This is a genomic window from Fusobacterium perfoetens (assembly GCF_021531475.1).
Taxonomy (GTDB): domain Bacteria; phylum Fusobacteriota; class Fusobacteriia; order Fusobacteriales; family Fusobacteriaceae; genus Fusobacterium_B.
Window position 1 is genome coordinate 1 of the sequence record NZ_JADYTX010000027.1, and the last position, 22,106, is coordinate 22,106.

At 26.9% G+C, this 22,106-nt stretch carries 20 protein-coding genes and 1 tRNA gene; 12 read left to right on the forward strand and 9 right to left on the reverse strand.

Features of this window, described 5'->3' with window-relative positions; genetic code table 11:
* Nucleotides 1-469 precede the first annotated feature (469 nt).
* From I6E15_RS06930 to I6E15_RS06940, 3 genes are all read left to right on the forward strand, one after another.
* On the forward strand, nucleotides 470-970 hold the full coding sequence (locus I6E15_RS06930; protein ID WP_235247114.1) for a hypothetical protein: 501 nt from the start codon (nucleotides 470-472) through the stop codon (nucleotides 968-970).
* Nucleotides 971-1,049: 79 nt separating this feature from the next.
* A complete protein-coding gene (locus I6E15_RS06935; protein ID WP_235247115.1) occupies nucleotides 1,050-2,051 on the forward strand; it encodes a PDDEXK nuclease domain-containing protein in 1,002 nt (333 codons plus the stop codon).
* 360 nt (nucleotides 2,052-2,411) lie between these two features.
* Nucleotides 2,412-2,915 carry a hypothetical protein gene (locus I6E15_RS06940; protein ID WP_235247116.1) on the forward strand — a complete coding sequence of 168 codons (504 nt, stop codon included), beginning with the start codon at nucleotides 2,412-2,414 and terminating at the stop codon, nucleotides 2,913-2,915.
* Between the two features lie 4 nt (nucleotides 2,916-2,919).
* Here I6E15_RS06940 and I6E15_RS06945 read toward each other — a convergent pair.
* The 9 genes from I6E15_RS06945 to I6E15_RS06985 all read right to left on the reverse strand — a co-directional run bounded on the left by I6E15_RS06945 (nucleotide 2,920) and on the right by I6E15_RS06985 (nucleotide 10,414).
* Nucleotides 2,920-2,996, reverse strand: a tRNA-Arg gene (locus I6E15_RS06945).
* A gap of 56 nt (nucleotides 2,997-3,052) precedes the next feature.
* Nucleotides 3,053-4,696, reverse strand: a complete 1,644-nt coding sequence (locus I6E15_RS06950; RefSeq protein ID WP_235247117.1) for a BatD family protein — start codon at nucleotides 4,694-4,696, stop codon at nucleotides 3,053-3,055.
* Nucleotides 4,668-5,657: a tetratricopeptide repeat protein gene (locus I6E15_RS06955; RefSeq protein WP_235247118.1), complete on the reverse strand. Its 990-nt coding sequence runs from the start codon at nucleotides 5,655-5,657 to the stop codon at nucleotides 4,668-4,670. Before I6E15_RS06955 ends, I6E15_RS06950 begins: the two co-directional genes overlap by 29 nt.
* A complete protein-coding gene (locus I6E15_RS06960; protein ID WP_235247119.1) occupies nucleotides 5,647-6,606 on the reverse strand; it encodes a vWA domain-containing protein in 960 nt (319 codons plus the stop codon). Before I6E15_RS06960 ends, I6E15_RS06955 begins: the two co-directional genes overlap by 11 nt.
* A 15-nt stretch (nucleotides 6,607-6,621) precedes the next feature.
* Nucleotides 6,622-7,581, reverse strand: a complete 960-nt coding sequence (locus I6E15_RS06965; RefSeq protein WP_235247120.1) for a vWA domain-containing protein — start codon at nucleotides 7,579-7,581, stop codon at nucleotides 6,622-6,624.
* Nucleotides 7,574-8,227: a hypothetical protein gene (locus tag I6E15_RS06970; protein WP_235247121.1), complete on the reverse strand. Its 654-nt coding sequence runs from the start codon at nucleotides 8,225-8,227 to the stop codon at nucleotides 7,574-7,576. The genes I6E15_RS06965 and I6E15_RS06970 overlap by 8 nt, the downstream gene beginning before the upstream one ends.
* Nucleotides 8,224-9,036: a DUF58 domain-containing protein gene (locus I6E15_RS06975; protein ID WP_235247122.1), complete on the reverse strand. Its 813-nt coding sequence runs from the start codon at nucleotides 9,034-9,036 to the stop codon at nucleotides 8,224-8,226. The genes I6E15_RS06970 and I6E15_RS06975 overlap by 4 nt, the downstream gene beginning before the upstream one ends.
* A 14-nt stretch (nucleotides 9,037-9,050) precedes the next feature.
* Complete coding sequence (locus tag I6E15_RS06980) at nucleotides 9,051-9,989, reverse strand: AAA family ATPase (RefSeq protein WP_268827943.1); 939 nt, start codon at nucleotides 9,987-9,989, stop codon at nucleotides 9,051-9,053.
* A gap of 17 nt (nucleotides 9,990-10,006) precedes the next feature.
* Nucleotides 10,007-10,414 (reverse strand): acyl-CoA thioesterase, encoded by a 408-nt coding sequence (locus tag I6E15_RS06985; RefSeq protein WP_235247124.1) that lies wholly within the window; start codon nucleotides 10,412-10,414, stop codon nucleotides 10,007-10,009.
* 409 nt (nucleotides 10,415-10,823) lie between these two features.
* Here I6E15_RS06985 and hemL point away from each other — a divergent pair, with 409 nt between their 5' ends.
* The 9 genes from hemL to sppA all read left to right on the forward strand — a co-directional run bounded on the left by hemL (nucleotide 10,824) and on the right by sppA (nucleotide 22,066).
* The gene (gene hemL / locus I6E15_RS06990; RefSeq protein ID WP_235247125.1) at nucleotides 10,824-12,125 is read left to right on the forward strand and encodes a glutamate-1-semialdehyde 2,1-aminomutase; all 1,302 of its coding nucleotides are present in this window, start codon (nucleotides 10,824-10,826) and stop codon (nucleotides 12,123-12,125) included.
* A 24-nt stretch (nucleotides 12,126-12,149) separates the two neighbouring features.
* On the forward strand, nucleotides 12,150-13,553 hold the full coding sequence (gene hydG, locus I6E15_RS06995; protein WP_235247126.1) for a [FeFe] hydrogenase H-cluster radical SAM maturase HydG: 1,404 nt from the start codon (nucleotides 12,150-12,152) through the stop codon (nucleotides 13,551-13,553).
* 16 nt (nucleotides 13,554-13,569) lie between these two features.
* Nucleotides 13,570-14,640 carry a 3-dehydroquinate synthase gene (aroB, locus tag I6E15_RS07000; RefSeq protein WP_235247127.1) on the forward strand — a complete coding sequence of 357 codons (1,071 nt, stop codon included), beginning with the start codon at nucleotides 13,570-13,572 and terminating at the stop codon, nucleotides 14,638-14,640.
* 9 nt (nucleotides 14,641-14,649) lie between these two features.
* Entirely contained in the window at nucleotides 14,650-15,945 is a 1,296-nt protein-coding gene (aroA, locus tag I6E15_RS07005) for a 3-phosphoshikimate 1-carboxyvinyltransferase (protein ID WP_235247128.1), read from the forward strand.
* Between the two features lies 1 nt (nucleotide 15,946).
* Complete coding sequence (aroC, locus tag I6E15_RS07010) at nucleotides 15,947-17,029, forward strand: chorismate synthase (RefSeq protein ID WP_235247129.1); 1,083 nt, start codon at nucleotides 15,947-15,949, stop codon at nucleotides 17,027-17,029.
* A gap of 9 nt (nucleotides 17,030-17,038) precedes the next feature.
* Nucleotides 17,039-18,139, forward strand: coding sequence for a shikimate dehydrogenase (aroE, locus tag I6E15_RS07015; protein WP_235247130.1), 1,101 nt, complete (start codon nucleotides 17,039-17,041; stop codon nucleotides 18,137-18,139).
* Nucleotides 18,136-18,567 carry a type II 3-dehydroquinate dehydratase gene (aroQ, locus tag I6E15_RS07020; protein WP_235247131.1) on the forward strand — a complete coding sequence of 144 codons (432 nt, stop codon included), beginning with the start codon at nucleotides 18,136-18,138 and terminating at the stop codon, nucleotides 18,565-18,567. Before aroE ends, aroQ begins: the two co-directional genes overlap by 4 nt.
* Before the next feature lie 182 nt (nucleotides 18,568-18,749).
* Nucleotides 18,750-20,225 carry a uridine kinase family protein gene (locus I6E15_RS07025; protein ID WP_235247132.1) on the forward strand — a complete coding sequence of 492 codons (1,476 nt, stop codon included), beginning with the start codon at nucleotides 18,750-18,752 and terminating at the stop codon, nucleotides 20,223-20,225.
* 14 nt (nucleotides 20,226-20,239) lie between these two features.
* Nucleotides 20,240-22,066 carry a signal peptide peptidase SppA gene (sppA, locus tag I6E15_RS07030; RefSeq protein WP_235247133.1) on the forward strand — a complete coding sequence of 609 codons (1,827 nt, stop codon included), beginning with the start codon at nucleotides 20,240-20,242 and terminating at the stop codon, nucleotides 22,064-22,066.
* Nucleotides 22,067-22,106: the final 40 nt, after the last annotated feature.

Consider the following 22,106-nt stretch of genomic DNA (forward strand, 5'->3'; position numbering starts at 1 on the left):
TAGACATACATTACCAACTTTCTTATATTTTTTAATTTGTTGATAATATATATGTGTCCTTTATGGGTATCATATCAAGATAAAACTTTATTTAAAGTAAATTATAGTTTAGATTAAATATTAAAGAATTTAGATTATCCTACACTATTGAATAATTTTATTTATTTGTTTGAATTTGTAGATGATGATTTTTTATTTTTAAATGTTAATGTTGAAAATAATAATTTCTTTTCTAGAAAGTTTGAACCAAGATTAAAAAATGAATATAAAATAGATTTTAGTTTTAATCTAACAGAAAATATCATTAGAAAAAGTTTAATATTATAATATTTTAAAAGATAACAGTGTAATGTTAGAAAAAACTTTAGAGTGGTTTTTTAAAACCTATTTAGTAGAAGAATTTGGAATAGAAGGATTTTCTATAAATCTTCCAACAGAAAACTTAACTTATTTAGAAAGGGGATTTTCTATGAAAAAAGTTATTTTATTTTTCTATCTTAATTGTTTTACCTTTGCTTTTTCAAAAACTATTGAAGAAATAAAAAATTCATATGAATATCTTTTAGGAGAATCCATTTGGGGAATGATAATATTTTTTCCTTTTATGTTTTTTATTTATCGTATTTTATATGAATGTCATAAAATTTGTAATAAAAAGATAATAACATCTAAAGAATACAAAAAAATTGATTATTTAAAAATATTAAATAACATAAAATTAATTCTTATATGGTGCTTTTTAATTAATATTACAAGTATAACAACTCGTGTAACTACTATTTTTCCAGTTTGGTTAATTTTGTTTTTTATTTATTCTTTTAAAGAAATATTAAATTTATTTTTTAAAGATATTGAAAAACAAAAAATGGATGGATTCATATTATTTTTCTTTATATTGGTGTTCTGCCTAAGTTTAGGGAATCTTGATTTAAAGAATATTTTAGGAATAATTCCTATAACATTTTTATAAAAAATTGATAAGATATTTAGTTAGATAATTGTTATGATTCGGATATTTAATAAAAAATTTTCAAGGAATGTGATTTGTTATGGATATAGAAATAAAAAAAGATGTATATACTGAAATTAGTAATTTATTAAAAGAAGCTAGAAAAAGTATAGTTTCTAATATAAATACTACAATGACTAAAACTTATTTTTTAATAGGAAAAAGAATTGTAGAAGAAGAACAAAATGGAAATGAAAGAGCTGTTTATGGAGAAAATTTAATAAAAACTCTTTCTAAAAGACTAACAGAGGAGTTTGGAAAAGGATTTTCAGTAACAAATCTTAAACAAATGAAAAGTTTTTATATTGCTTACAAAAAAGGTCAGACAGTGTCTGACCAATTCAAATTAAGCTGGTCTCATTATCTTATCCTTATGAGAATGGAAAATATAGAGGAACGAAATTTTTACGAAATAGAATCTATTCAAAATAATTGGAGCTTGAGAGAATTAAGAAGACAGATTGATTCAGCTTTATATGAAAGATTAGTTTTAAGTAGAGATAAAGAAAAAGTCAAAGAACTAGCTTTTAAAGGACAGGTTATTGAAAAACCTGAAGATGTAGTAAAAGATCCATATATTTTAGAATTTTTAGGATTTGAAGAACAAAGTAATTATTCTGAAAATAAGTTAGAAACAGAAATAATAAATAATTTAGAAAAATTCTTACTAGAACTTGGAAAAGGATTTACATTTGTTGGAAGACAAGTAAGATTTACTTTTGATGAAAAACATTTTAGGGTAGACTTAGTTTTTTACAATAGAATACTAAAATGTTTTGTGCTGATTGATTTGAAAATAGGAGAAGTTACTCATCAAGATTTAGGGCAAATGCAAATGTATGTAAACTATTATGATAGATATGTGAGACTTCCTGATGAAAATAAAAGTATAGGAATTATTATATGTAGAGAAAAGAATGATACTTTAGTAAAATTAACTCTTCCTGAAGATAATAATCAAATTTTTGCTAGTAAATATATGACAGTTCTTCCAACTAAAGAGGAGTTTAAGAAAATATTAGATAAAAATCTCGATAACTAATAAATAAAACTTATTGAAAATATGATTTATAAAATAAATTTCTAAGCTCTGTATAGAAGTTAATCGTCAAATATTAAAAGAGCTTTTAAAATTGATTTTGTAAGGGTATTAAAAAATATTATAAAATTGCTGAAGAAAGCTCAAATTGACAAAATTTAATAAATATGCTATAATTTATATACAAATAAAGAGCCGAGAATAACGGTTAGAATATTATTCACTTGTATGTTTAAAAAGCCGAGAATAACGGTCAGAGTATTATTCACTTGTATGTTTAAAAAACCGAGAATAACGGTTAGAATATTATTCACTTGTATGTAGAAGGCTGTTTATGACAGCCTTTTTTCTTTAGGAGGAACAATGAATAAAAAAATACATTTAGTTGCCATATCTCAAGAATTTTTTAAATTATGTTCTTTTGATAAGGAACTATTGGTAAACTATAATCAAGGTAGACCTTATATGATTGTTTTAAAACTAAAATATAAGGAAAAGATGATAGATTTTGCTTTGCCATTAAGATCAAATATATCTAAAACAACGAGAAAAGAAAACTTTTTTAAATTGCCAAATAATAGAAAAACTAAGCAGGGAAATCATCACGGAATCCATTTTGAAAAAATGTTTCCAATAGAAAAAAAGTATAAAGTTAAATTTAGACAAGATGAATTTTTAGAAAAAATAATAATTCCTTTTATATCTAATAATTTAAAAGAAATAATAGGATTAGCTCAACAATATTTAATGAGATATGAAAATGGAGATAAAACAATTTATTCAACAGATATAGATAGAATATATGAAACTTTAGAAAATGAAAAAAATAATGAATTCATTTTGGATAAAAATCTTAGCAAAAAATAAAAAATGGCGTTCCTATGAGGGATCGAACCCCAAACCCTCTGATCCGAAGTCAGATGCTCTATCCAATTGAGCTATAGGAACGCATATATGCTAGAACATAAAAATTCTAGCATATTTTTTTTCATATTACAAGGATTTTATAATTTTTTCAAAATATTTATAACTTTCAAATAATCAATCTTTTCATTTTTAAAAAGTTTTTTTTGAATACAACGATTTATTTCTAAAACCTCATCAGAGCCACCATTTTTAATAAGTATATCTTCAAATTGAGCTTTAGGGCTAAAATTATATCTCTCTTTCATAAATTCACAATAGATTTCATAAAAACTTTTATTATCTTTAGCATTTTTCATTTTTTTTATTAAATCTTTGTAATTTCTTTTTTCAGGAGCTTTTTTATCAATCAGAAGTTTTATAATAATCCCACCTTGAATTATAACTATTACTCCTAAAACTCCTGATATCCAAATCAGATAATCTTTATTTTCTTTTTCTTCTGGAATTGCAGAAATTTTTATAATATTTTTTTCTTTTGGAGTAATTTTATTTTCAGTAGTGTTATCAACTTTAGATTTATTATCTAAAGTATTATTAGATTGAACTGTAATATTTTGTCCACCGATAGCTTTTATCTTTTTTGATGGGACTATAAAAGTTTTATATTTTCTATCTTTTACATCAAAATAATTTACTTTTATCTCTGGTGTAGAAAAAGTACCAGACTTTTTAGGTATAAAAGCAATTTCAAATTCTTTAGAACTCTCATATTTTCCATTATTTATTTTTTTTGAGAAATCAGTCACAGATTGAAAAATATTAAATTTTTCATTTTCTTCTACTGGAAGTTTTTCTAATGAATCAAGATTTACTTCTCCATAAAGTCTTAACTTTAAAACAAAAGTTTGTCCTACATCAACAGTTAATTTATTTTCCCAGTTTATATCTCCTTTTAGATCTCCAAGGATATTTTGAAAATCTTGTGGTTTTCCCTCTTCTGGTAGTGGAAGAATTTTTATAGATATTTCATCTCCACCAGTATATTTTGGCTCTGACCCACTCATCATAAAGAAATCATTGGCACTTGCCTCATTGTAGCCGATAAGCCCAGACACAATATTTTTTTCTCCAATAGAGTTTGCTTCTAAAATACCCTCTCTTACAAGAATTTCTAATTTTTCCCCATCTTGATCAGATATTCTTTTTACTAAAGGATTACCTTGATTATTTGGTGTCATATCTTTAAAAGTAAAATCTTTGAAAGTTGGAGGGTTTATATATCCATAGTTATTTAATGAAATTTTTGTAATTATTTTTTCAAAGTATGGGATTTTTTCTCCAATAAAATATTTTCTTTTATACTCACTATTCTTCGTTGTAACTAAAGAATTTTCTATCTCTTTATTATCTTTAGAAACATTTATATTTATATCATTAGAAACTTTTTTTCCATCAATCTCAAGATTTAAAATAAAATCTCCCTCGTTAAGCGGAAGTACTGTATAGATATCTGAATAAGATTTTGTTGATTTTCCATTTATCCAAGAGGATTTTTGCTGAGAACTTTTATTCATATTTTGAAAGTTTTCAATCCCTATTATTTTATATTCTTGTTTTTTCTCATTTGTAAAATTAACCATTATCTTAAGAGGAACACCAACTCTTGTTTTTGTTGTATCAACTGTAAGAGTGGCTCCCAAAGAGATAATTTGAATAAAAACAAATAATAAAAGTAGAGATAATATTTTAAGTTTACCATCTATTTTTTGTATCACTTTCATTTTCAACTCCTATCAATCTTTCATTATTTTTAAATGATTGTTTTTCATTTTTTTCAAGATTTTTTAACATAAGTTGTAGTTCTTTTTGTTGTTTAGTTTGTTGAGGTTTATCTAAAGAACTATTTTGAGAATTAGAATTTTTATTATTTTCTCTCTCTTTTTCATTTTCAGAACTATTATTTTCATTTTGTTGTTGCTCATTATTTTTAGATTTTTCTTTATTAGAATTATCTAAATTTTCTTGGGAATTATTTTGCTCATTATTATTTCTATCTAAATTATTTTGATTATTGTTACTGTCTTGATTAGATTGATTATTTTTATTTTGGTCTTTATTTTGTTTATTATTTTGATTATCTTTATTATCTTGTCCTTGATTATCGTCGTTATTCTGTTGATTTTTATTATCTTGATTTTGACTATTTTGTTGATTGTCGTTATTATTTTTATCTTTCTCACTATCAGAGTTTTGATTTTGTTTTTTATCTTTATTTTCCTGTTGATTATTAGAATTTTGATTATCTTGATTTTGTTGTTGCTCTTTTAATCTATTTTCAATAATCTCATAATTTTTTTTAATATTTATATCATTATTAGTCAAAATCTCTTCCTTATAATATTCTAAAGATTTTTTTAAATCCTCAGTATTGTTTTGATTTTTTTCAGACATAAAAACCAATGAATTTCCCTTCAAAAATCCATTCTCAACAGGGCTTTCCAAAACTTTTTTATAATTTTTCATCTGATAATCTGTAATGATAAGGTTTATTCTTATGTTATAGTCCTCTTTTATCTTAAGAGCTTTTTTATAATACTCTATTGCCTTTTCATAATTTTTAGAATAATAGTTTTTATTTCCCATTTTTACATAATAATAAAGCTTTATATCTTTATATGAATAAGTTAAAAGCAAAATAGAAAGAACAAAAGAGCCAATCCAAATATATTTTTTATTTTTCATATTTTGTTCCTCCTTTTAAGAAATATCCTACCAAAATAAATAAAAGTCCAATTCCTAAAAACCATTGAAAATATTTTTCATAGATAGATATTTTTTCATCTTTTATTTTAGATTTATCAAGAGTTTCTATATCAAAAATAAACTCTTTTGTATTATCTGAAAGATTATTTACTTCAAAATATTTTCCATTTGAAATTTCAGACATCTCTTTTAAAAATTTTGAGTTAAGAGAGCTTACGACAATATTTCCCTTTTCATCTTTTATAAATCCACTTTTTTTATTATCAGGAATAACAGATCCTTTTTCGGTTCCAACTCCTACAGAATAAACTTTTATATTATTTTTTTTAATAAAATCTAAAGTTTTATCATCTGTATCTCCACCGTCTGAAATAACCAAAACTATTTTATTTTTTGTCTCAGTTTCCTCAAAGGATTTATTTGCAATGGATAAACCTTCAAAAATATTTGTTCCTCCACCAGAAAGAAGATTAGTATCAATAACATTTATAAAATTTTCAGCTATTTTGTAGTCATCAGTCAGTGGCATTTGGATATATGCACTATCTGAAAAAGGAATTATTCCGACTTTATCTCCTTTTAGATTAAGAATTATATTTTTAGCAATGGTTTTAGCTCTTTCAATTCTGTTTGGATAAATATCCTTTGTAAGCATTGAACGAGAAGTATCCATAAGAATATAAATACTATTTCCTTTACGTTCAACCTCTTTTTCCTCAATAAGTTTTTGAGGAGATAACAAAGAGATACAAACCAAAACTGTCCCAATATTTATAAAAAATATTTTTAAAAAATCTATTTTTTTATTATTTGATATATTTAAAAACTTTAAACCTTTTTTCTTTTTCTCATATCCTATAATCAAAAGGATAAGCGAAAGAACAGGAAAAATAAAATATATCAAATTTTCAAGATTTCCAAACTCCACTTTATCTCCTTTCGATTATGGTAATCTTATAAATAGTAAAAACTCAAAGAACAAACCAATTAATAGAAAAATAAGTGAGGCTTTTACAAAACTTATATAAAGTTCCTCTTTCTGTACAAAATCTTGTTTCTCTATCTCGGTTTTTTCAAGCTTATTTATTTCAGAAAAAATCTCTTCAAAAGATTTTTCATCACTGGCTCTAAAATATTTTCCATTTGTTTCCTCTGCCATCTTAGTCAAAAGATTTTCATCAAGCTCAGTATTTTTCACTTTTCTCATAACTCCGAAGAATGACGGAACATTTCTTTCATAAGCTCCAATTCCTATTGTATAAATTTTTATTCCAAGCTCTTTTGCAAGTCTTGTAGCGTCAATCGGAGAAAGTTCTCCATAGTTATTTTCTCCGTCAGTCATAAGAATTATAACTTTTGATTTTGACTCTGATTCTTTTAGACGATTGATAGCCACTCCAACCCCCATTCCAATAGCAGTCCGATTGTTACTAGTAATATCATCTACTTTTATTTTTTCAACAACCTCTCTTAACATTGAATTATCAAAAGTCAAAGGGATTTTTGTATAGGCGTCACCACCAAAAATCACAAGCCCCATTCTATCATTAATCCTTTGAGAAATAAATTTTGAAAGCAATTCTTTTGATTTTTCCAACCTGTTTGGATTAAAGTCCTCCTGTAACATAGATTTTGATAAATCCAAAGCCACTACTATATCTATACCATCTTTTTTTATTTTCTTATCACTTATTCTTTGAGGACGTGCAAGTCCAATAACCATTAAGATAGAAGAAATCAGTATAAAATATTTTCCAATCAGATATTTTTTAGAGTTTAGAGAATATTTTTTTATCCCTTGGATACTTGGAACTTTTATTCCCTTTGATTTTTTCTTTCTAAAAAATAGATATATAATAAAAGGAATGAGAATAAAAAAATATGGATCATTAAATTTAAACATTTTTATCCCCCTCTTCTAATTTATTAAAAATTGTCCAAGCCCTCTCTTTTAAAACCTCTCTATCATAAGAACTTTTTTTTGAAAATTTATAATAATCTAATGACTTAAAAAACTCTATATCATTTTTATCGATATTATTAATTTCTACATAAATTCCTGATAAAAAAGATGTTTTATAAACTTTATCTATATATTCTCTAAGAGCAAAACTAATCTCAAAAGGAAAATTATCACTACTTAAACTATTTAAAATATTTCTGCATTTTTCTTTTGGATCTAAAATTTTATCAAGTTTTTTTCTATGGATTAGATTTTTTATAATTCCAATTAAAGATATTATAAATATACTAGCTCCAATAAAAAATCCAAAAGGAAAATTTGGATTAATTACCTTTGTATCACTCATATCTGAGAGGTTAGGATAAATATTTTTATCATCTGGTGTGATAGTTGAGGCAACAATTAGATTTATTTGATTTTCTCCTAAATCAATTATATTTTCACTAGTCTTGAAAGTTCTAAAAGATATTTTTTCATCTTGGACTTTATCAATGTGAAAATCTTTAAAAGCTTGGCTAATCTCCTCTTGAGAAAGGTTTTCTATTTTTAAGTTAATTTTATCTCCAATATAGATTGGTTTTGTCATACTGCCCCTCCTCTTTTAAAAAATTTAGCCAAAACCTTTGCATAATCATCATCTGTGTAAATATCTAAAGTTTTTATATCATTATCCTCTTGAAAATTTATATTGTTTTTAAAATTTCCAACAGTTATAATTTCTCCAGATTCAGAATCCAAAAGATTAAAAAGAAATCCCTTTGGCAAACTTTCAAATCTTCTATCTAAAATCCTTATAGGTATCAAAGTATGTTGTCTTTGGGTAATCTTTAGAGAGTGAGTATAATTTTCATCTAAAAAATCAGAAATCAAAAAAACTATTGAATGTCTTTTTTGAATTTTCCCAAGAAAGTCTAAAGCCACAGAAATATTAGTTCCTTTTCCTTGAGGTTTTATATCTAACAGTGCCTCAATAATTCTTAAGATTTGATTTCTATTTTTTTGTGGTGGAATAAATTTTTCTACTCTGTCACTAAAAAGAATTAAACCAACATTATCTCCATTTTCACAACCACTATATGCAAGGGAAGATGTAATTTGAGCTATTAAATCCTCTTTTGATTGAAAACTGTTTGACAAAGATATATCCACAACTAAAAATATAGAAAGTTCTCTCTCTTCCTCATATTGTTTTATATAGGTTCTTTTCTGTCTTGCCGTAATTTTCCAATCAATTCTTTTTACATCATCACCGATTTCATAAGGTCTTACATCAGAAAATTCCATTCCGTTTCCTTTAAAGATAGAACGATAATTCCCAACAAAAAATTCATCAGCCACAGCCTTTGTCCTTATATTTATTTTTTTGATTTTTCTTAAAAGTTCCTCTTTTGTCATAATAAACCTCTAGATTATGGAAGTTCAATTGATTCCATTACTTCCATTATAATTTCATCAACTGTTTTTTCGTCAGCAACAGCCTCATAAGATAAAATAATTCTATGACGTAACACATCATAAATTACTTTTTTAATATCTTCAGGCATTACAAAATCTCTACCTTCTATAAAAGCATTAGCTTTTGATGCTTTTACAAGGGCGATACTTGCACGAGGAGATGCTCCACAAAGAATATCATTAGATTTTTCTCTAGTTTTAAAAATAATATTTAAAATATATTCTTTAAGTTTTTCATCAATATATACTTTTTTTACTTGAGATTTTAATTCATCAAGATTTTCTTTTGTTAAAATTTTAGTGATTTCTATATTTTCAAAATCATTTTCTCCAGTAATTAACTCCAAAAACTTTTTTTCCTCATCTTTTGTAGGATATTCAACTTTTACCTTCATAAGAAATCTGTCTTGTTGAGCTTCAGGAAGTGGATAAGTTCCATTTTGCTCAATTGGGTTTTGAGTTGCAAGAACTATAAATGGTCTTTCAAGAGGAAAAGTTTCGTTAGAGATTGTAACCTGTCTTTCTTGCATTGCCTCTAAAAGAGCAGATTGGACTTTTGCTGGAGCTCTGTTTATCTCGTCAGCTAAAATTATATTTGCAAATATAGGACCTTTCTTAGTATAAAATTCTCCTGTCTTTTCATTATAAATCTCAGTTCCAATTATATCACTTGGAAGTAAATCTGGAGTAAATTGGATTCTTGAAAATTTAAGCCCTAAGGTTTCAGCTATTGTATTTACAGTAAGAGATTTTGCAAGTCCTGGTAAACCTTCAAGTAAAATATGTCCCTCTGTCAAAATTCCAATTAAAATTTTATCAATCATATTTTCTTGACCGATGACTTTTCTTCCTATCTCTGATTTTAATTTTGATATTATTAGATTTTTTTCCAAAATATTCACCTCAAAAATTAATTTTCTTCTATTTTAATATTTTCTAATTTTTCTAAAAACTCTTTTGGTAATCTTGATGGTCTTTTTCTTTCATAATCAAAAGCCATATGTTTTGTACTTCCTTTTAAAACTATTTCGTCATTTTCATTTAAAACTTCATAAAAAGTTTCGAAAGTAGTTTTTGAAAAATCTATATTTTTTATAAAACATCTTAGATTTTCTCCAAGTTTTACCTCTTTTAGATAATAAACATGAGATTCAAGTTGGATAATTCCTTTATTTTCTCCGATATTTATTTCGTCAAAACCTAGAGAGTTCAGCCAATCCATTCTACATTGTTGAAAAATTATAAGGGCTCTTTCATTTCCCATATGCCCTCCATAATTTATATCTGACACTATTACTTTATAATCTATTCCAAACATTAAAAACCTCCTAAAATTTTTTCATTCGATTTTTTAGACTGTTAAATTTTAAAAATGGTTAAATAATTTTATAAAAAGAAAGGAAATATTAAAAAAATTGGTTTAATGTGATATAATATCAGAAAGATAAATTTTTTAAATATTATTTACAAGGAGGAACTGAGAATATTATAAATTTAGAAAATAGATTAAATTTAATAAAAGAAAACTTTAAGAATTACGGAAATTACGAAGAGAAGTTAGATTAACAAGGATTTATTGAACGCTAAAAATCTCAACTGTTTGAGCGTTAGCGAGTTTTGAGATTTTAGAGAAATAAACCGTAGTTAATCAACTTGTCGTAGTCTGGAGTAATTCAAAGTTTTCTTTTCATTAGTTGTTCTAAAAAATAAAATATTCTTAGAATATTATGAGTTATAAAAATTCAAAAGAGATATATAATAAAGCAGTAAAATTTATTCCTGGTGGAGTAAATAGTCCAGTAAGAGCTTTTAAATCTGTTCATAGAGAGGCTCCTATTTTTGTAAAAAAAGCTAAAGGCTCAAAACTTTGCGACGAAGATGGAAATGAATATATTGATTATATCTGTTCTTGGGGACCAATGATTTTAGGGCATAATTTTAAAAATGTAATTGAAGGTGTAAGGGAAGAAATAGAAAATGGTAGTTCATATGGACTTCCTACAAAATTAGAAGTGGAGCTTGCAGAGCTTATAACAAAATGTTGTCCATCAATGGATAAAGTAAGACTTACAACTTCTGGAACTGAGGCAACAATGTCAGCTGTTAGACTTGCAAGAGCTTACACTGGTAGAAATAAAATTTTAAAATTTGAAGGTTGTTATCACGGTCATTCTGATGCACTTCTTGTAAAATCTGGTTCAGGACTTTTAACAGATGGTTATCAAGATAGTAATGGAATTACTGAGGGAGTTTTAAAAGATACTTTAACAGTTCCATTTGGTGATAGAGAAAAAATCAAAGAAATTTTAGAAAAAAATAATGTGGCTTGTCTTATAATGGAGCCAGTTCCTGCAAATATGGGAGTTATTTCTCCAGATGTAGAATTTTTAAAATTTGTAAGAGAGATTTGTACAGCTACTTCTACAGTTTTAATTTTTGATGAAGTTATCTCTGGATTTAGATTATCACTTGGAGGGGCTCAAGAATATTTTGGTATCACTCCAGACATGACAACTCTTGGAAAAATAATTGGTGGAGGATATCCTGTTGGAGCTTTTGGTGGAAAAGAGGAGATAATGAATCTTATCGCTCCAATTGGAAGAGTATATCACGCAGGAACTTTGTCAGGAAATCCAATATCTGTAAGAGCTGGGCTTGAAACAGTAGGTTATCTTTACGAGAATAAAGAAACTATTTATAAAGAACTTGAAAATAAAACAAAATATATAACTAAAAATCTTGAAAAATTAGCTAAAAAATATAATGTTCCAGTTTGTATTAATAGACTAGGGTCACTTTACACTATATTTTTTACTGAGAAATCTCAAGTTAAAAATCTTGAAGATGCTTTAACATCAAATACAGAAAATTTTGCTATTTACTTTAATACAATGCTAGATAATGGAATTGTTATTCCACCATCACAATTTGAGGCACATTTTATATCACTTGCTTTAACTGATGAAGATATAGCAAAAACTTTAGAGGTAGCAGAAGAAGCATTTAAAAATATTACTAATAAAATTTAATATATATATAAGAGAGGAAAAGGAATGAGAGAAGAAAAATATGATATTAGCTTTTTAGCAGAGGAAAAAATAAATTCTATTTTAACTGAGGCAAAAGAAAAAGCAAAAGATGAAAAAGAGATAAGAAAAATTTTTGAAAAAGCAAAACTTGCAGAGGGGATAACTCCTCTTGAATCAGCTATACTTTTAAATATAGAAGATAAAAATCTTTTAGATGAGATGTTTAAGATAGCAAAACTTATAAAAGAAAAAATTTATGGAAAAAGAATTGTTATGTTTGCACCACTTTATGTAAGTAACTATTGTGTAAATAACTGTCACTATTGTGGTTACCAACATTGTAATGACAATCTTAATAGAAAAAAATTAACAAGAGATGAATTGATTAATGAAGTAAAAGCTTTGGAAAAATTAGGGCATAAAAGAATTGTTTTAGAAGCTGGAGAAGATCCAATTAACTGTTCACTTGATTATATTATTCAATGTATAAAAGATATTTATTCTATAAAATTTGAAAATGGAAATATAAGAAGAATAAATATAAATATCGCTGCTACAACAGTTGAAGATTACAAAAGATTAAAAGAGGCAGAAATTGGAACTTATACACTTTTCCAAGAAAGTTTCCACAGACCTACTTATGAAAAAATGCACTTAAGCGGACCTAAAAAAGATTATTATTATCATACAACAGCAATGTTCAGAGCAAGAGAAGCTGGAATTGATGATGTAGGAATTGGAGTTTTATACGGACTTTATGATTCAACTTATGAAACTGTGGCAATGATAATGTATGCTAATGAGCTTGAAAAAGTTACAGGAGTAGGACCTCACACAATCTCTGTCCCAAGACTTAGAGCAGCAAGCAGTGTAACTCTAAAAGAATACCCACATCTTGTAGATGATGAAAAATTTAAAAAAATAGTTGCAGTATTAAGACTTGCTGTGCCTTATACAGGAATGATTTTATCTACAAGAGAGGAAGCAGGATTTAGAGATAGTGTTATCGAACTTGGCATTTCTCAAGTAAGTACAGGTTCTTGCACAGGAGTTGGAGGATATTCAGAGGCTAGTGAAAATACAGCTCAATTTGAAGTTGGAGATCATCGTTCACCAATGGAAATGCTTGAAAGTTTAATAAAATCAGGTTATATTCCAAGTTATTGTACTGCTTGTTATAGATCTGGACGTACTGGAGATAGATTTATGGAAATTGCAAAAAGTGGAAAAATAAATGTTATGTGTGAAGCAAATGCACTTATGACTTTAAAAGAATTTTTAATTGATTATGCAGATGAGCATTTAAGAGAAGTTGGAAATAAAGCGATACTTGATGCTTTAGAAAAAATGCCAAATGAAGAATTTAAAAATAAAATTAAAGGGTATTTAAAAGATATTGAAAATGGAGCTAGAGATATTTCAGTTTAATTTTTAGGAGAAAATTATGAATAGAGAAAAAGAAATATTTATAGATTTAAAAGAAAGGTCATACAAAATAGAGATTAAAAGAGGACTTTTAGAAGAGATTGGTAAAAAAATAAAAAAGATAAAAGAATACAACAAAATTGTCATTATAACTGATGAAAATGTAGGAAAATTTTATCTTGATAGACTTACAAAAACTCTTAGAGAAGAAAATTTTTTAGTCTATGATATTATAATTCCTGCTGGTGAAAAAAGCAAAAATCTTTATGAAGCGGAAAAAGTTTATAATGACTTAGCTCTTTATAAAATCACAAGAGGAGATCTTATTATCACTTTAGGTGGTGGAGTTGTGGGAGATCTTGGAGGATTTGTTGCATCAACTTTTTTAAGAGGGATAGATTTTATTCAAGTGCCAACATCACTTCTTTCTCAAATTGATAGTAGTATTGGAGGAAAAGTTGCAGTTGATCTGCCTAGTGGAAAAAATATGGTAGGAAGTTTTTACCAACCAAAAGGAGTTTTTATAGATCCAGAACTTTTGAAAACTTTACCTACAAGATATCTTCACGATGGACTTGGAGAGACTATTAAATGTGGATTAATAAGAGATAAAAAACTATTTGAACTTTTTGAAAATATAAAAGGTGACAGTGAAGTTTTAGAAAGAGCTGAAGAGATAATTTTTGGTTGCTGTATGGTTAAAAAAGTTATGGTTGAAAATGATGAATTTGATAGAGGAGATAGAATGATTTTAAACTTTGGTCATACTATTGGTCACTCTATTGAAAAAAATTATAACTATGAAACTTATACCCACGGAGAATGTGTAAGTATAGGAATGTGTGAGATAACAAAAATTTCTGAAAAGTTAGGACTAACACCAAAAGGAACAGCTGACAGAATAAAAATTCTTTTAGAAAAATTCTCTCTTCCAACTACAACAACTCTTTCAAAAGAAAAAATATTAGAGGGGATCTCTAGTGATAAGAAAAATTTTGGAAACAAGATAAATTTAATAATTTTGAAAGATATTGGAAATGGAGAAATTTTTAAAATTGATTCAAAGGATTTAGAAAAATATATAGTTTAAGGAGACAGAATGAAAAGTCTAGTAATAACACCAAATTCTTTAAATGGAGAGGTAGTAATCCCCTCTTCAAAAAGTATTGGACATAGAGAGATAATTTGTAGCGGTCTAGCTAGTGGAAAAAGCATAGTGGATAATATAAGTATATCAAAAGATATTGAGGCTACTATTGAGGGACTTAAAAGTTTTGGTGCAAAGATAAATGAAATTCCATCAAAATTTCAAGGAAGATGTGCTTTTTCTATTGAGGGAACAGATGGAAAAATAAATCTAAAAAATAAAGTTATAGACTGCAAGGAATCTGGTTCAACTTTAAGATTTCTTATACCACTTGGGATTTTATCAAATGAAAAAATAATTTTTACTGGTTCTGGAAAACTTGTTGAAAGACCACTTGACCCATATTTTGAGATTTTTAATGAAAAGGGAATAGAGTATAAAACTTTTAACGATAAAATAAATCTCCCCTTAGAAATAAATGGAAATTTAAAATCTGGTGTTTATTCGGTGGTTGGAAATATTAGCTCTCAATTTATCTCTGGACTTTTATTTACTCTTCCACTATGTGATGGAGATTCAGTTATAGAGATTACTACAAAACTTGAATCAGAAAGTTATATAAATTTGACTCTTGACGCTTTAAAAAAATATGGAATTGAAATTATAAATGAAGATCATAAAAGATATATTATAAAGGGAAATCAAAAATATAAAAATATTGAAACATCTGTTGAGGGAGATTATTCTCAAGGAGCTTTTTGGTTAGTGGCTGGAGCTTTATCAGAAAATATTAAATCTATTGGACTCGGGTTTGGTTCGATTCAGGGTGACCAAAAGATAGTTGATATTTTAAAAAAAATGAATGTTAATTTAAAAATTTCTGAAAATGAGATAATATCAATAGAAAGTAAAACTAGAGGAACTATAATAGACGGCTCTGATTGTCCAGATATTATTCCGATACTTACAGTTCTAGCATCAGTAAGTGAAGGAGTAACAAAAATAATAAATTCAGAACGTTTGAGATATAAAGAGTGTGATAGACTTACAGCTATTGCCACAGAGCTTAATAAAATTGGGGCAGATATACAAGAACTTTCAGACGGACTTATTATAAATGGTAAAAAATCTTTAAAAGGTGGAGAAGTTTCTTGTTGGAATGATCATAGAATAGCTATGAGTTTGGCAATCGCCTCAATAAAATGTAGAGAAAAATTAATTTTAAGAGGAACTGAGTGTGTAGAAAAATCTTATCCAGAGTTTTGGAAAGATTTTGTGAGCCTTGGTGGAAAGATAGAGGAGATCTGATATGAATAGTTTTGGAAGAAAATTAAAACTTACAATTTTTGGAGAATCTCACGGATTATCTGTTGGAGCAGTTATTGATGGATTGCCTTCTGGTATTGAGCTTGATTTAGATTTTATAAAAAGTGAGATGTCAAGGAGAGCTCCGGGAAAAAATAAGATTTCAACTACTAGAAAAGAAACAGATGATTTTATAATAGAAAGTGGATTTTTCAATGGATATACAACAGGGACTCCCCTTTGTGTAAGGATTAAAAATAGTGATACTCATTCAAAGGATTACTCTATTTTAAAAAATCTTATGCGTCCATCTCACGGAGATTACTCTGGGTTTGTAAAATATAAAGGTTTTAATGATTATCGTGGTGGTGGAAGTTTTTCAGGTAGGCTTACTGCATCGATTGTTTTTGCTGGAAGTATAGCTAAACAAATTTTAAAAGAGAGATATAATATAGAGATATTTTCTCATATTTATTCAATTAAAAATATAGAGGATAGACCTTTTAATTTAATTGGAGAGCCTAAAGAAATTTTATCTAAACTTTTAGAAAAAAAACTCCCTGTATTAGATGATGAAAAAATACTTCTTATGGAAGATGAGATTTTAAAAGCTAAATCAATGGGAGATTCTGTTGGTGGAGTTATAGAATGTATGGTAAATAATGTAGGAGCTGGACTTGGTTTTCCATTTTTTGATTCTGTTGAAAGTGTAATTTCTCACGGAGTTTTTTCTATTCCAAGTGTAAAAGGGATAGAGTTTGGAAAAGGTTTTGATATTACAAAACTTTTTGGAAGTAGTGCTAATGATGAATACTATTTTGATGAAGAAAAAAATATAAAAACCAAAACTAATAATAATGGTGGGATATTAGGCGGAATAACAAATGGAATGCCGATTATTTTCAGAGTGGCTATAAAACCAACTCCATCAATATCACTACCACAACATACAATAAATATATCAGAAAAAACAAATGAAATCTTAGAGATAAAAGGGCGTCACGACCCTTGTATAGTTCAAAGAGCTGTTCCTGTTATAGAAAATATTACGGCTTTTACTATTTTAGATTTAATTTTATCAAACTGAGGGGGGAAGATGGAAAAACTTGATTTACAAAAGATAAGAGAAGATATAGATATAATTGATAGAGAACTTGCTCATCTTTTTGAAAAAAGAATGGATATAGTTTTAAAAGTTGCTGAGTATAAAAAACAAAATAATCTTCCTGTAAAAGATAAGGCTCGTGAAGAAAAAATTCTCGCTAAATGTGAAACTTTGGTAGAAAATAAAGAATACGCAGAGGGACTTAAAAAAGTTTTGAGAGATATTATGGATTTTAGTTGTGATATTCAAGAAAAAGAATTAAAAAAAGATAAAATAAAATTTGGTTTGCTTGGAAAGAAACTAGGGCATAGTATATCTCCTAAAATTCACAAAGAAATATTTAAAAATCTAAATATTGATGAAGATTATTCATTGGTTGAATTAGAAGAAAATCAGATAGAAAGCTTTTTTAAGAATGAAATTAAAAATTATAGAGGACTTAATGTAACTATTCCTTATAAGATAAAAGTTATGGAATTTATAGACGAGATTTCCAAAGAAGCTCGTGAAATTGGAGCTATTAATACTATTTTTCAAAAAGATGGAAAACTTTATGGATATAATACTGATTACTTTGGTTTTAAAAGAATGCTAGAAGAAAATAAAATTTTTGTAAATGGAAAAAATTCAGTAATTCTTGGAGCTGGTGGTGGAGCTAGAGCTGTTATTAAATATCTAATAGACGAAAATGCTAAAAATATCCTAATTGTTGCAAGAAATCTTGAAAAAGCTAAAAAAGAATTAAAAGACTTGGTAAAAGATAGAAAAAATATAAGTTTTATGGATTTTGAAAGTTTTGAAAGAAGAGAGGAAGAGGGATATTTAATAGTTAATTGCACTCCTGTTGGAATGTATCCAAATGTTGATGACTCTCCTATAAGCAAAGAGATATCAAAAAAATATGAAAACTCAGTAGATTTGATTTATAATCCAAGTGAAACAAAATTTTTAAAATTTGCAAGGGAAAATGAAAAAAAATTTGTAAATGGTCTTTATATGCTTATTGCTCAAGCTGTTGAGGCTGAAGAAATTTGGCAAGAAAGAAAAATAAGTAACGAAGTTATCAAGAATATAATGAAGGAGGAGTTATGAGAATACTTGTTATAAATGGACCAAATATTAATATGCTTGGAATAAGAGAAAAAAATATTTATGGCGTCAATGATTATAATTCCTTAGTTGAAAAAATAAAAAAAGAGGCTAGTGAGCTAGATTGCCAAGTTGATTTTTTTCAAAGTAATATTGAAGGAGAAATAATAACTTCTATTCAAAAAGCTTTTGGCGTCTATGATGGTATAATTATTAATCCTGCTGCTTATACTCATTATAGTATTGGGATTTTAGATGCATTAAAATCTGTAAATATTCCTGCAATAGAAATTCATATAAGTAATATTTATCAAAGGGAAGATTTTAGAAAAAAATCTGTAACTGCTGAAGGTTGTATCGGTCAAATATCAGGTTTAGGTTTTGAAGGATATACTTTGGCATTAAGAGGTCTTGTTAATCTGTTGAAATAAAATATTCTGCTATAATTTAATGATTTTTATCATTTTTTTATAGCAGTTTTTTTATTTTTTGAAAATTAAACTTTTATCTTGATTATACAATCTAATTCTATAAAATAACTATAATAAGTTGAGAAAAACCAATTTATATAGTATAATTTAAGTGAAAGCTAAAACAGTATTGGAGGTTACTTATGGAAAAAATTACAGAGAGTAGACAATATGAAACAATAAAAATAATATTTTTAAAATCTATGTCAGAACTATTCCCAAACTATAATGTTGAATTACAAAATTCATTAAATTATGGTTCTTATGGAGAGGTTTTTGATAAAAATGAGATTGTAGAGCTTTCTAATGAAGATTATGAAAAAGTCAAAGAACAAATGAAAAAAACTATTGATGAAAATCTTCCAATAACTCTTGCTACAGATGATATAGAGCTTATGAAAGAAAATTGGAGAAAGATTGAAAGAGATGATATAAGAGAGCTTTTAAAAAATTGTGGTTGGGCAAAAATAAAAGCTTTTCAAGTGGGAGGATATACAGATTATTTCTATCTTGAACCAGAAAAATTAACTGGTCTTGTAAAAGATTTTGACCTTTATAAATATGATAGAGGGTTTATATTAAAAACTCCAATGGAAGTTTTTGATTGGAATGTAGCTCCTATGAAAGATACTCCTAAAATAGCTCAAGCTTTCCAAGAGGGAAATGATTGGGAAAGAATAATGGGTATTAATTTTGCAGGAAGTTTAAATAAAAAAGTTTTCAAAAGAGAAATAGCAGAACTTATTATGCTTAATGAAACTCTTCACACAAAAAAAATTAATAAATTTGCAAATGAAATTATAAAAAATGATAAAATAAAAATAGTTACAATAGCTGGACCATCATCATCAGGAAAGACAACTCTTTCTAAAAAATTAAGATTACATCTTCAAACTAGCGGAATAAAGACTTTGGCAATCTCTTTAGATGATTATTATGTAGGAAGAGCCAATGTACCACTTGATGAAAATGGAAATAAAGATTTTGAAACAATTCACGCTCTTGATACAAAACTTTTAAATGAAAATTTAAGAGATTTGATTGCTGGGAAAGAAGTTGAATTACCTCTATATGATTTCTTTACTGGAGAAAGAAAACCAGTTGGACATATAGAAAAATTAGAAGAGAATGGAATAATAATTTTAGAGGGAATCCACGGATTAAATGATGAACTTACAAAATATATTCCTAGAGAAAATAAATATAAAATTTATATTAGCTGTTTAACTCAAACAAATATGGATAGACATAATAGAGTTCATACAACAGATGTAAGAAAAATAAGAAGAATTGTAAGAGATAGCTTATCTCGTGCAACTACTGGAGAGGAAACTCTTGAGATGTGGAACTCTGTTAGAAAAGGTGAAGAAAAATGGATATTCCCATTCCAAGAAGAAGCGGACGCCATATTCAATTCAAGTCTTTGCTATGAACTTGGAGTTTTAAAACCTTATGCAATTCGTGAACTTATCAAAATAGATATAGAATCTCCTCAATATGAAGAGGCAAAAAAACTTGTGGAACTTTTAAGTTGTTTTGTGGATATAGAAACAGAACTTGTTCCCTCTGACTCTCTTCTAAAAGAATTTATTGGAGGAAGTGTATTTTATAATTATTAAAGGTGGAGAAAATATTGGAAAACTTAGAAAATAATATGAAAGAAAATATAAATGATAAAAAAACAGAAAATGTTCCTGCAGCTCCTGCAAAAAAGAAAAAGAAATTTTTTAGGTGGCTAAAAAGAACTTTAGGATTTTTATTTTTGGAACTTTTTAAAGCTATTTTTAGATTAATAATCTTGGGACTTGCAATATTTACCATAAGTAAACTTATAAAAATTGATAATAGAAAACCAGCAGTTCCTGAGAAAGTTTATTTAGAAGTATCCTTAGCTGAAAAAGTAAATGAAAACAGAATAAAAAATCCATTTGATATAGATAATAAGATGAATTTCTATGGATTCTTAAAAAAATTAAATCAAATTAAAAATGATAAAAGAGTTCAAGGGATAATTTTTAAACTTGGATATATGTCTTTAAATAATGCTCAAACTGAAGAGCTTAAACTAAAAATCTCAGAACTTAAATATTCTGGTAAAAAAATCTATGTTTACAGTGAAAATTTAGATAATAGAAATTATTCTCTTGCTCTTGAAGCTGATAAAATAATTATGCCTAATAATAGATGGGCTGGATCTGATATAAGTGGTTACTCTGCAAGATATCCATATTATAAAAATCTTGGAGATAATCTTCTTATCAGTGCCAATGTTATTCATATAGGTGATTATAAATCAATGGGAGAAAATTATACAAGCTCAAAGATGAGTGAGGAGTTTAAGGCTAATACTAAGAGAATTTTAGATAAAAGATATATGAATTTTGTAAGTGACATAGCCTTAAAAAGAGGAATCCCAGAAAACCTTATCAATAAAAAAATTCTTGATGGAGATTTTGTAATGTCTTCTCCAAAAGTTTTAAGAGAAAGCAACTTAATAGATGAAACTATCTATTATGAAGATTTTATTAAAGAAAATAAGATTGATTCAAAAATAACAATAGAGGAATATTTTGAAAGAGTGGCTGAAGAGTTAGAATATAAGATTGAGAAAAAAGATAAGATTGCAATTATTTATGCAGAGGGAACAATAGTTTCTGAAGATTCTCCTAAGATAGAAAATAAAGTTACTCCAAAAGATATAAAAGAAAAATTAGCAAAAGCTGATGAATTACCTAATGTAAAAGGAATCGTTCTTAGAATAAATTCTCCGGGAGGGTCAGCCCTAGCATCAGATATTATTTATGAAGCTGTCAGAACTACCGAAATTCCTGTCTATATTTCAATGGGTGGAGTAGCTGCTTCTGGTGGATATTATATTGCTTCAGCTGGAGATAAAATATATAGTGATAAGGGAACTATTACTGGTTCAATTGGTGTAGTAAGTATAATACCAGATTTCTCAAAACTTGCTGAGAAAATTGGTATTGATTTTGACGAGATTTCCAATGGAAAATATACAAATCTTTATGACGTTACAAAACCATTATCAGATAACGAAAAAGAAAAAATATACAGATCAAGTTTAATTGGATATAATGAGTTTGTTGAAAAAGTGGCTCTTGGAAGAAAAATGTCTATTGAAGATGTTCAAAAAATAGCCGAAGGACGTGTTTGGCTAGGAGAAGAAGCAAAAGATTTGGGACTTGTAGATGAAATCGGTGGACTTGAAAAAACTATATCTGATTTAGCAAAAGATTTAAATTTAAAAGAATATGAAGTAATAGAAAGTTTGGAAAGTAGAAAATTGGAAGAGATACTTAAGAAATTCCTTCCTAAATATATATTTTCTAGTGTGTTAATGGATAAAAATATATCAAAAATAATTCCAAAATATGATTTATCAGAGGAGTTATTTTATAAACCCGTTGTTTATACTCCAAATTTAGAAACTTTTTATTGAAAAAATAGTTAAAATTATGTATAATAAGTTATATATAAAT

What these genes read in the sequence shown, in the direction of transcription:
- I6E15_RS06930 (WP_235247114.1), top strand. Translation starts at nt 470, where the DNA reads ATGAAAAAAGTTATTTTATTTTTCTATCTTAATTGTTTTACCTTTGCT.
- I6E15_RS06935 (WP_235247115.1), top strand. Translation starts at nt 1,050, where the DNA reads ATGGATATAGAAATAAAAAAAGATGTATATACTGAAATTAGTAATTTA.
- I6E15_RS06940 (WP_235247116.1), top strand. Translation starts at nt 2,412, where the DNA reads ATGAATAAAAAAATACATTTAGTTGCCATATCTCAAGAATTTTTTAAA.
- I6E15_RS06950 (WP_235247117.1), bottom strand. Translation starts at nt 4,696, where the DNA reads ATGAAAGTGATACAAAAAATAGATGGTAAACTTAAAATATTATCTCTA.
- I6E15_RS06955 (WP_235247118.1), bottom strand. Translation starts at nt 5,657, where the DNA reads ATGAAAAATAAAAAATATATTTGGATTGGCTCTTTTGTTCTTTCTATT.
- I6E15_RS06965 (WP_235247120.1), bottom strand. Translation starts at nt 7,581, where the DNA reads ATGTTTAAATTTAATGATCCATATTTTTTTATTCTCATTCCTTTTATT.
- I6E15_RS06970 (WP_235247121.1), bottom strand. Translation starts at nt 8,227, where the DNA reads ATGACAAAACCAATCTATATTGGAGATAAAATTAACTTAAAAATAGAA.
- I6E15_RS06975 (WP_235247122.1), bottom strand. Translation starts at nt 9,036, where the DNA reads ATGACAAAAGAGGAACTTTTAAGAAAAATCAAAAAAATAAATATAAGG.
- I6E15_RS06985 (WP_235247124.1), bottom strand. Translation starts at nt 10,414, where the DNA reads ATGTTTGGAATAGATTATAAAGTAATAGTGTCAGATATAAATTATGGA.
- hemL (WP_235247125.1), top strand. Translation starts at nt 10,824, where the DNA reads ATGAGTTATAAAAATTCAAAAGAGATATATAATAAAGCAGTAAAATTT.
- hydG (WP_235247126.1), top strand. Translation starts at nt 12,150, where the DNA reads ATGAGAGAAGAAAAATATGATATTAGCTTTTTAGCAGAGGAAAAAATA.
- aroB (WP_235247127.1), top strand. Translation starts at nt 13,570, where the DNA reads ATGAATAGAGAAAAAGAAATATTTATAGATTTAAAAGAAAGGTCATAC.
- aroA (WP_235247128.1), top strand. Translation starts at nt 14,650, where the DNA reads ATGAAAAGTCTAGTAATAACACCAAATTCTTTAAATGGAGAGGTAGTA.
- aroC (WP_235247129.1), top strand. Translation starts at nt 15,947, where the DNA reads ATGAATAGTTTTGGAAGAAAATTAAAACTTACAATTTTTGGAGAATCT.
- aroE (WP_235247130.1), top strand. Translation starts at nt 17,039, where the DNA reads ATGGAAAAACTTGATTTACAAAAGATAAGAGAAGATATAGATATAATT.
- aroQ (WP_235247131.1), top strand. Translation starts at nt 18,136, where the DNA reads ATGAGAATACTTGTTATAAATGGACCAAATATTAATATGCTTGGAATA.
- I6E15_RS07025 (WP_235247132.1), top strand. Translation starts at nt 18,750, where the DNA reads ATGGAAAAAATTACAGAGAGTAGACAATATGAAACAATAAAAATAATA.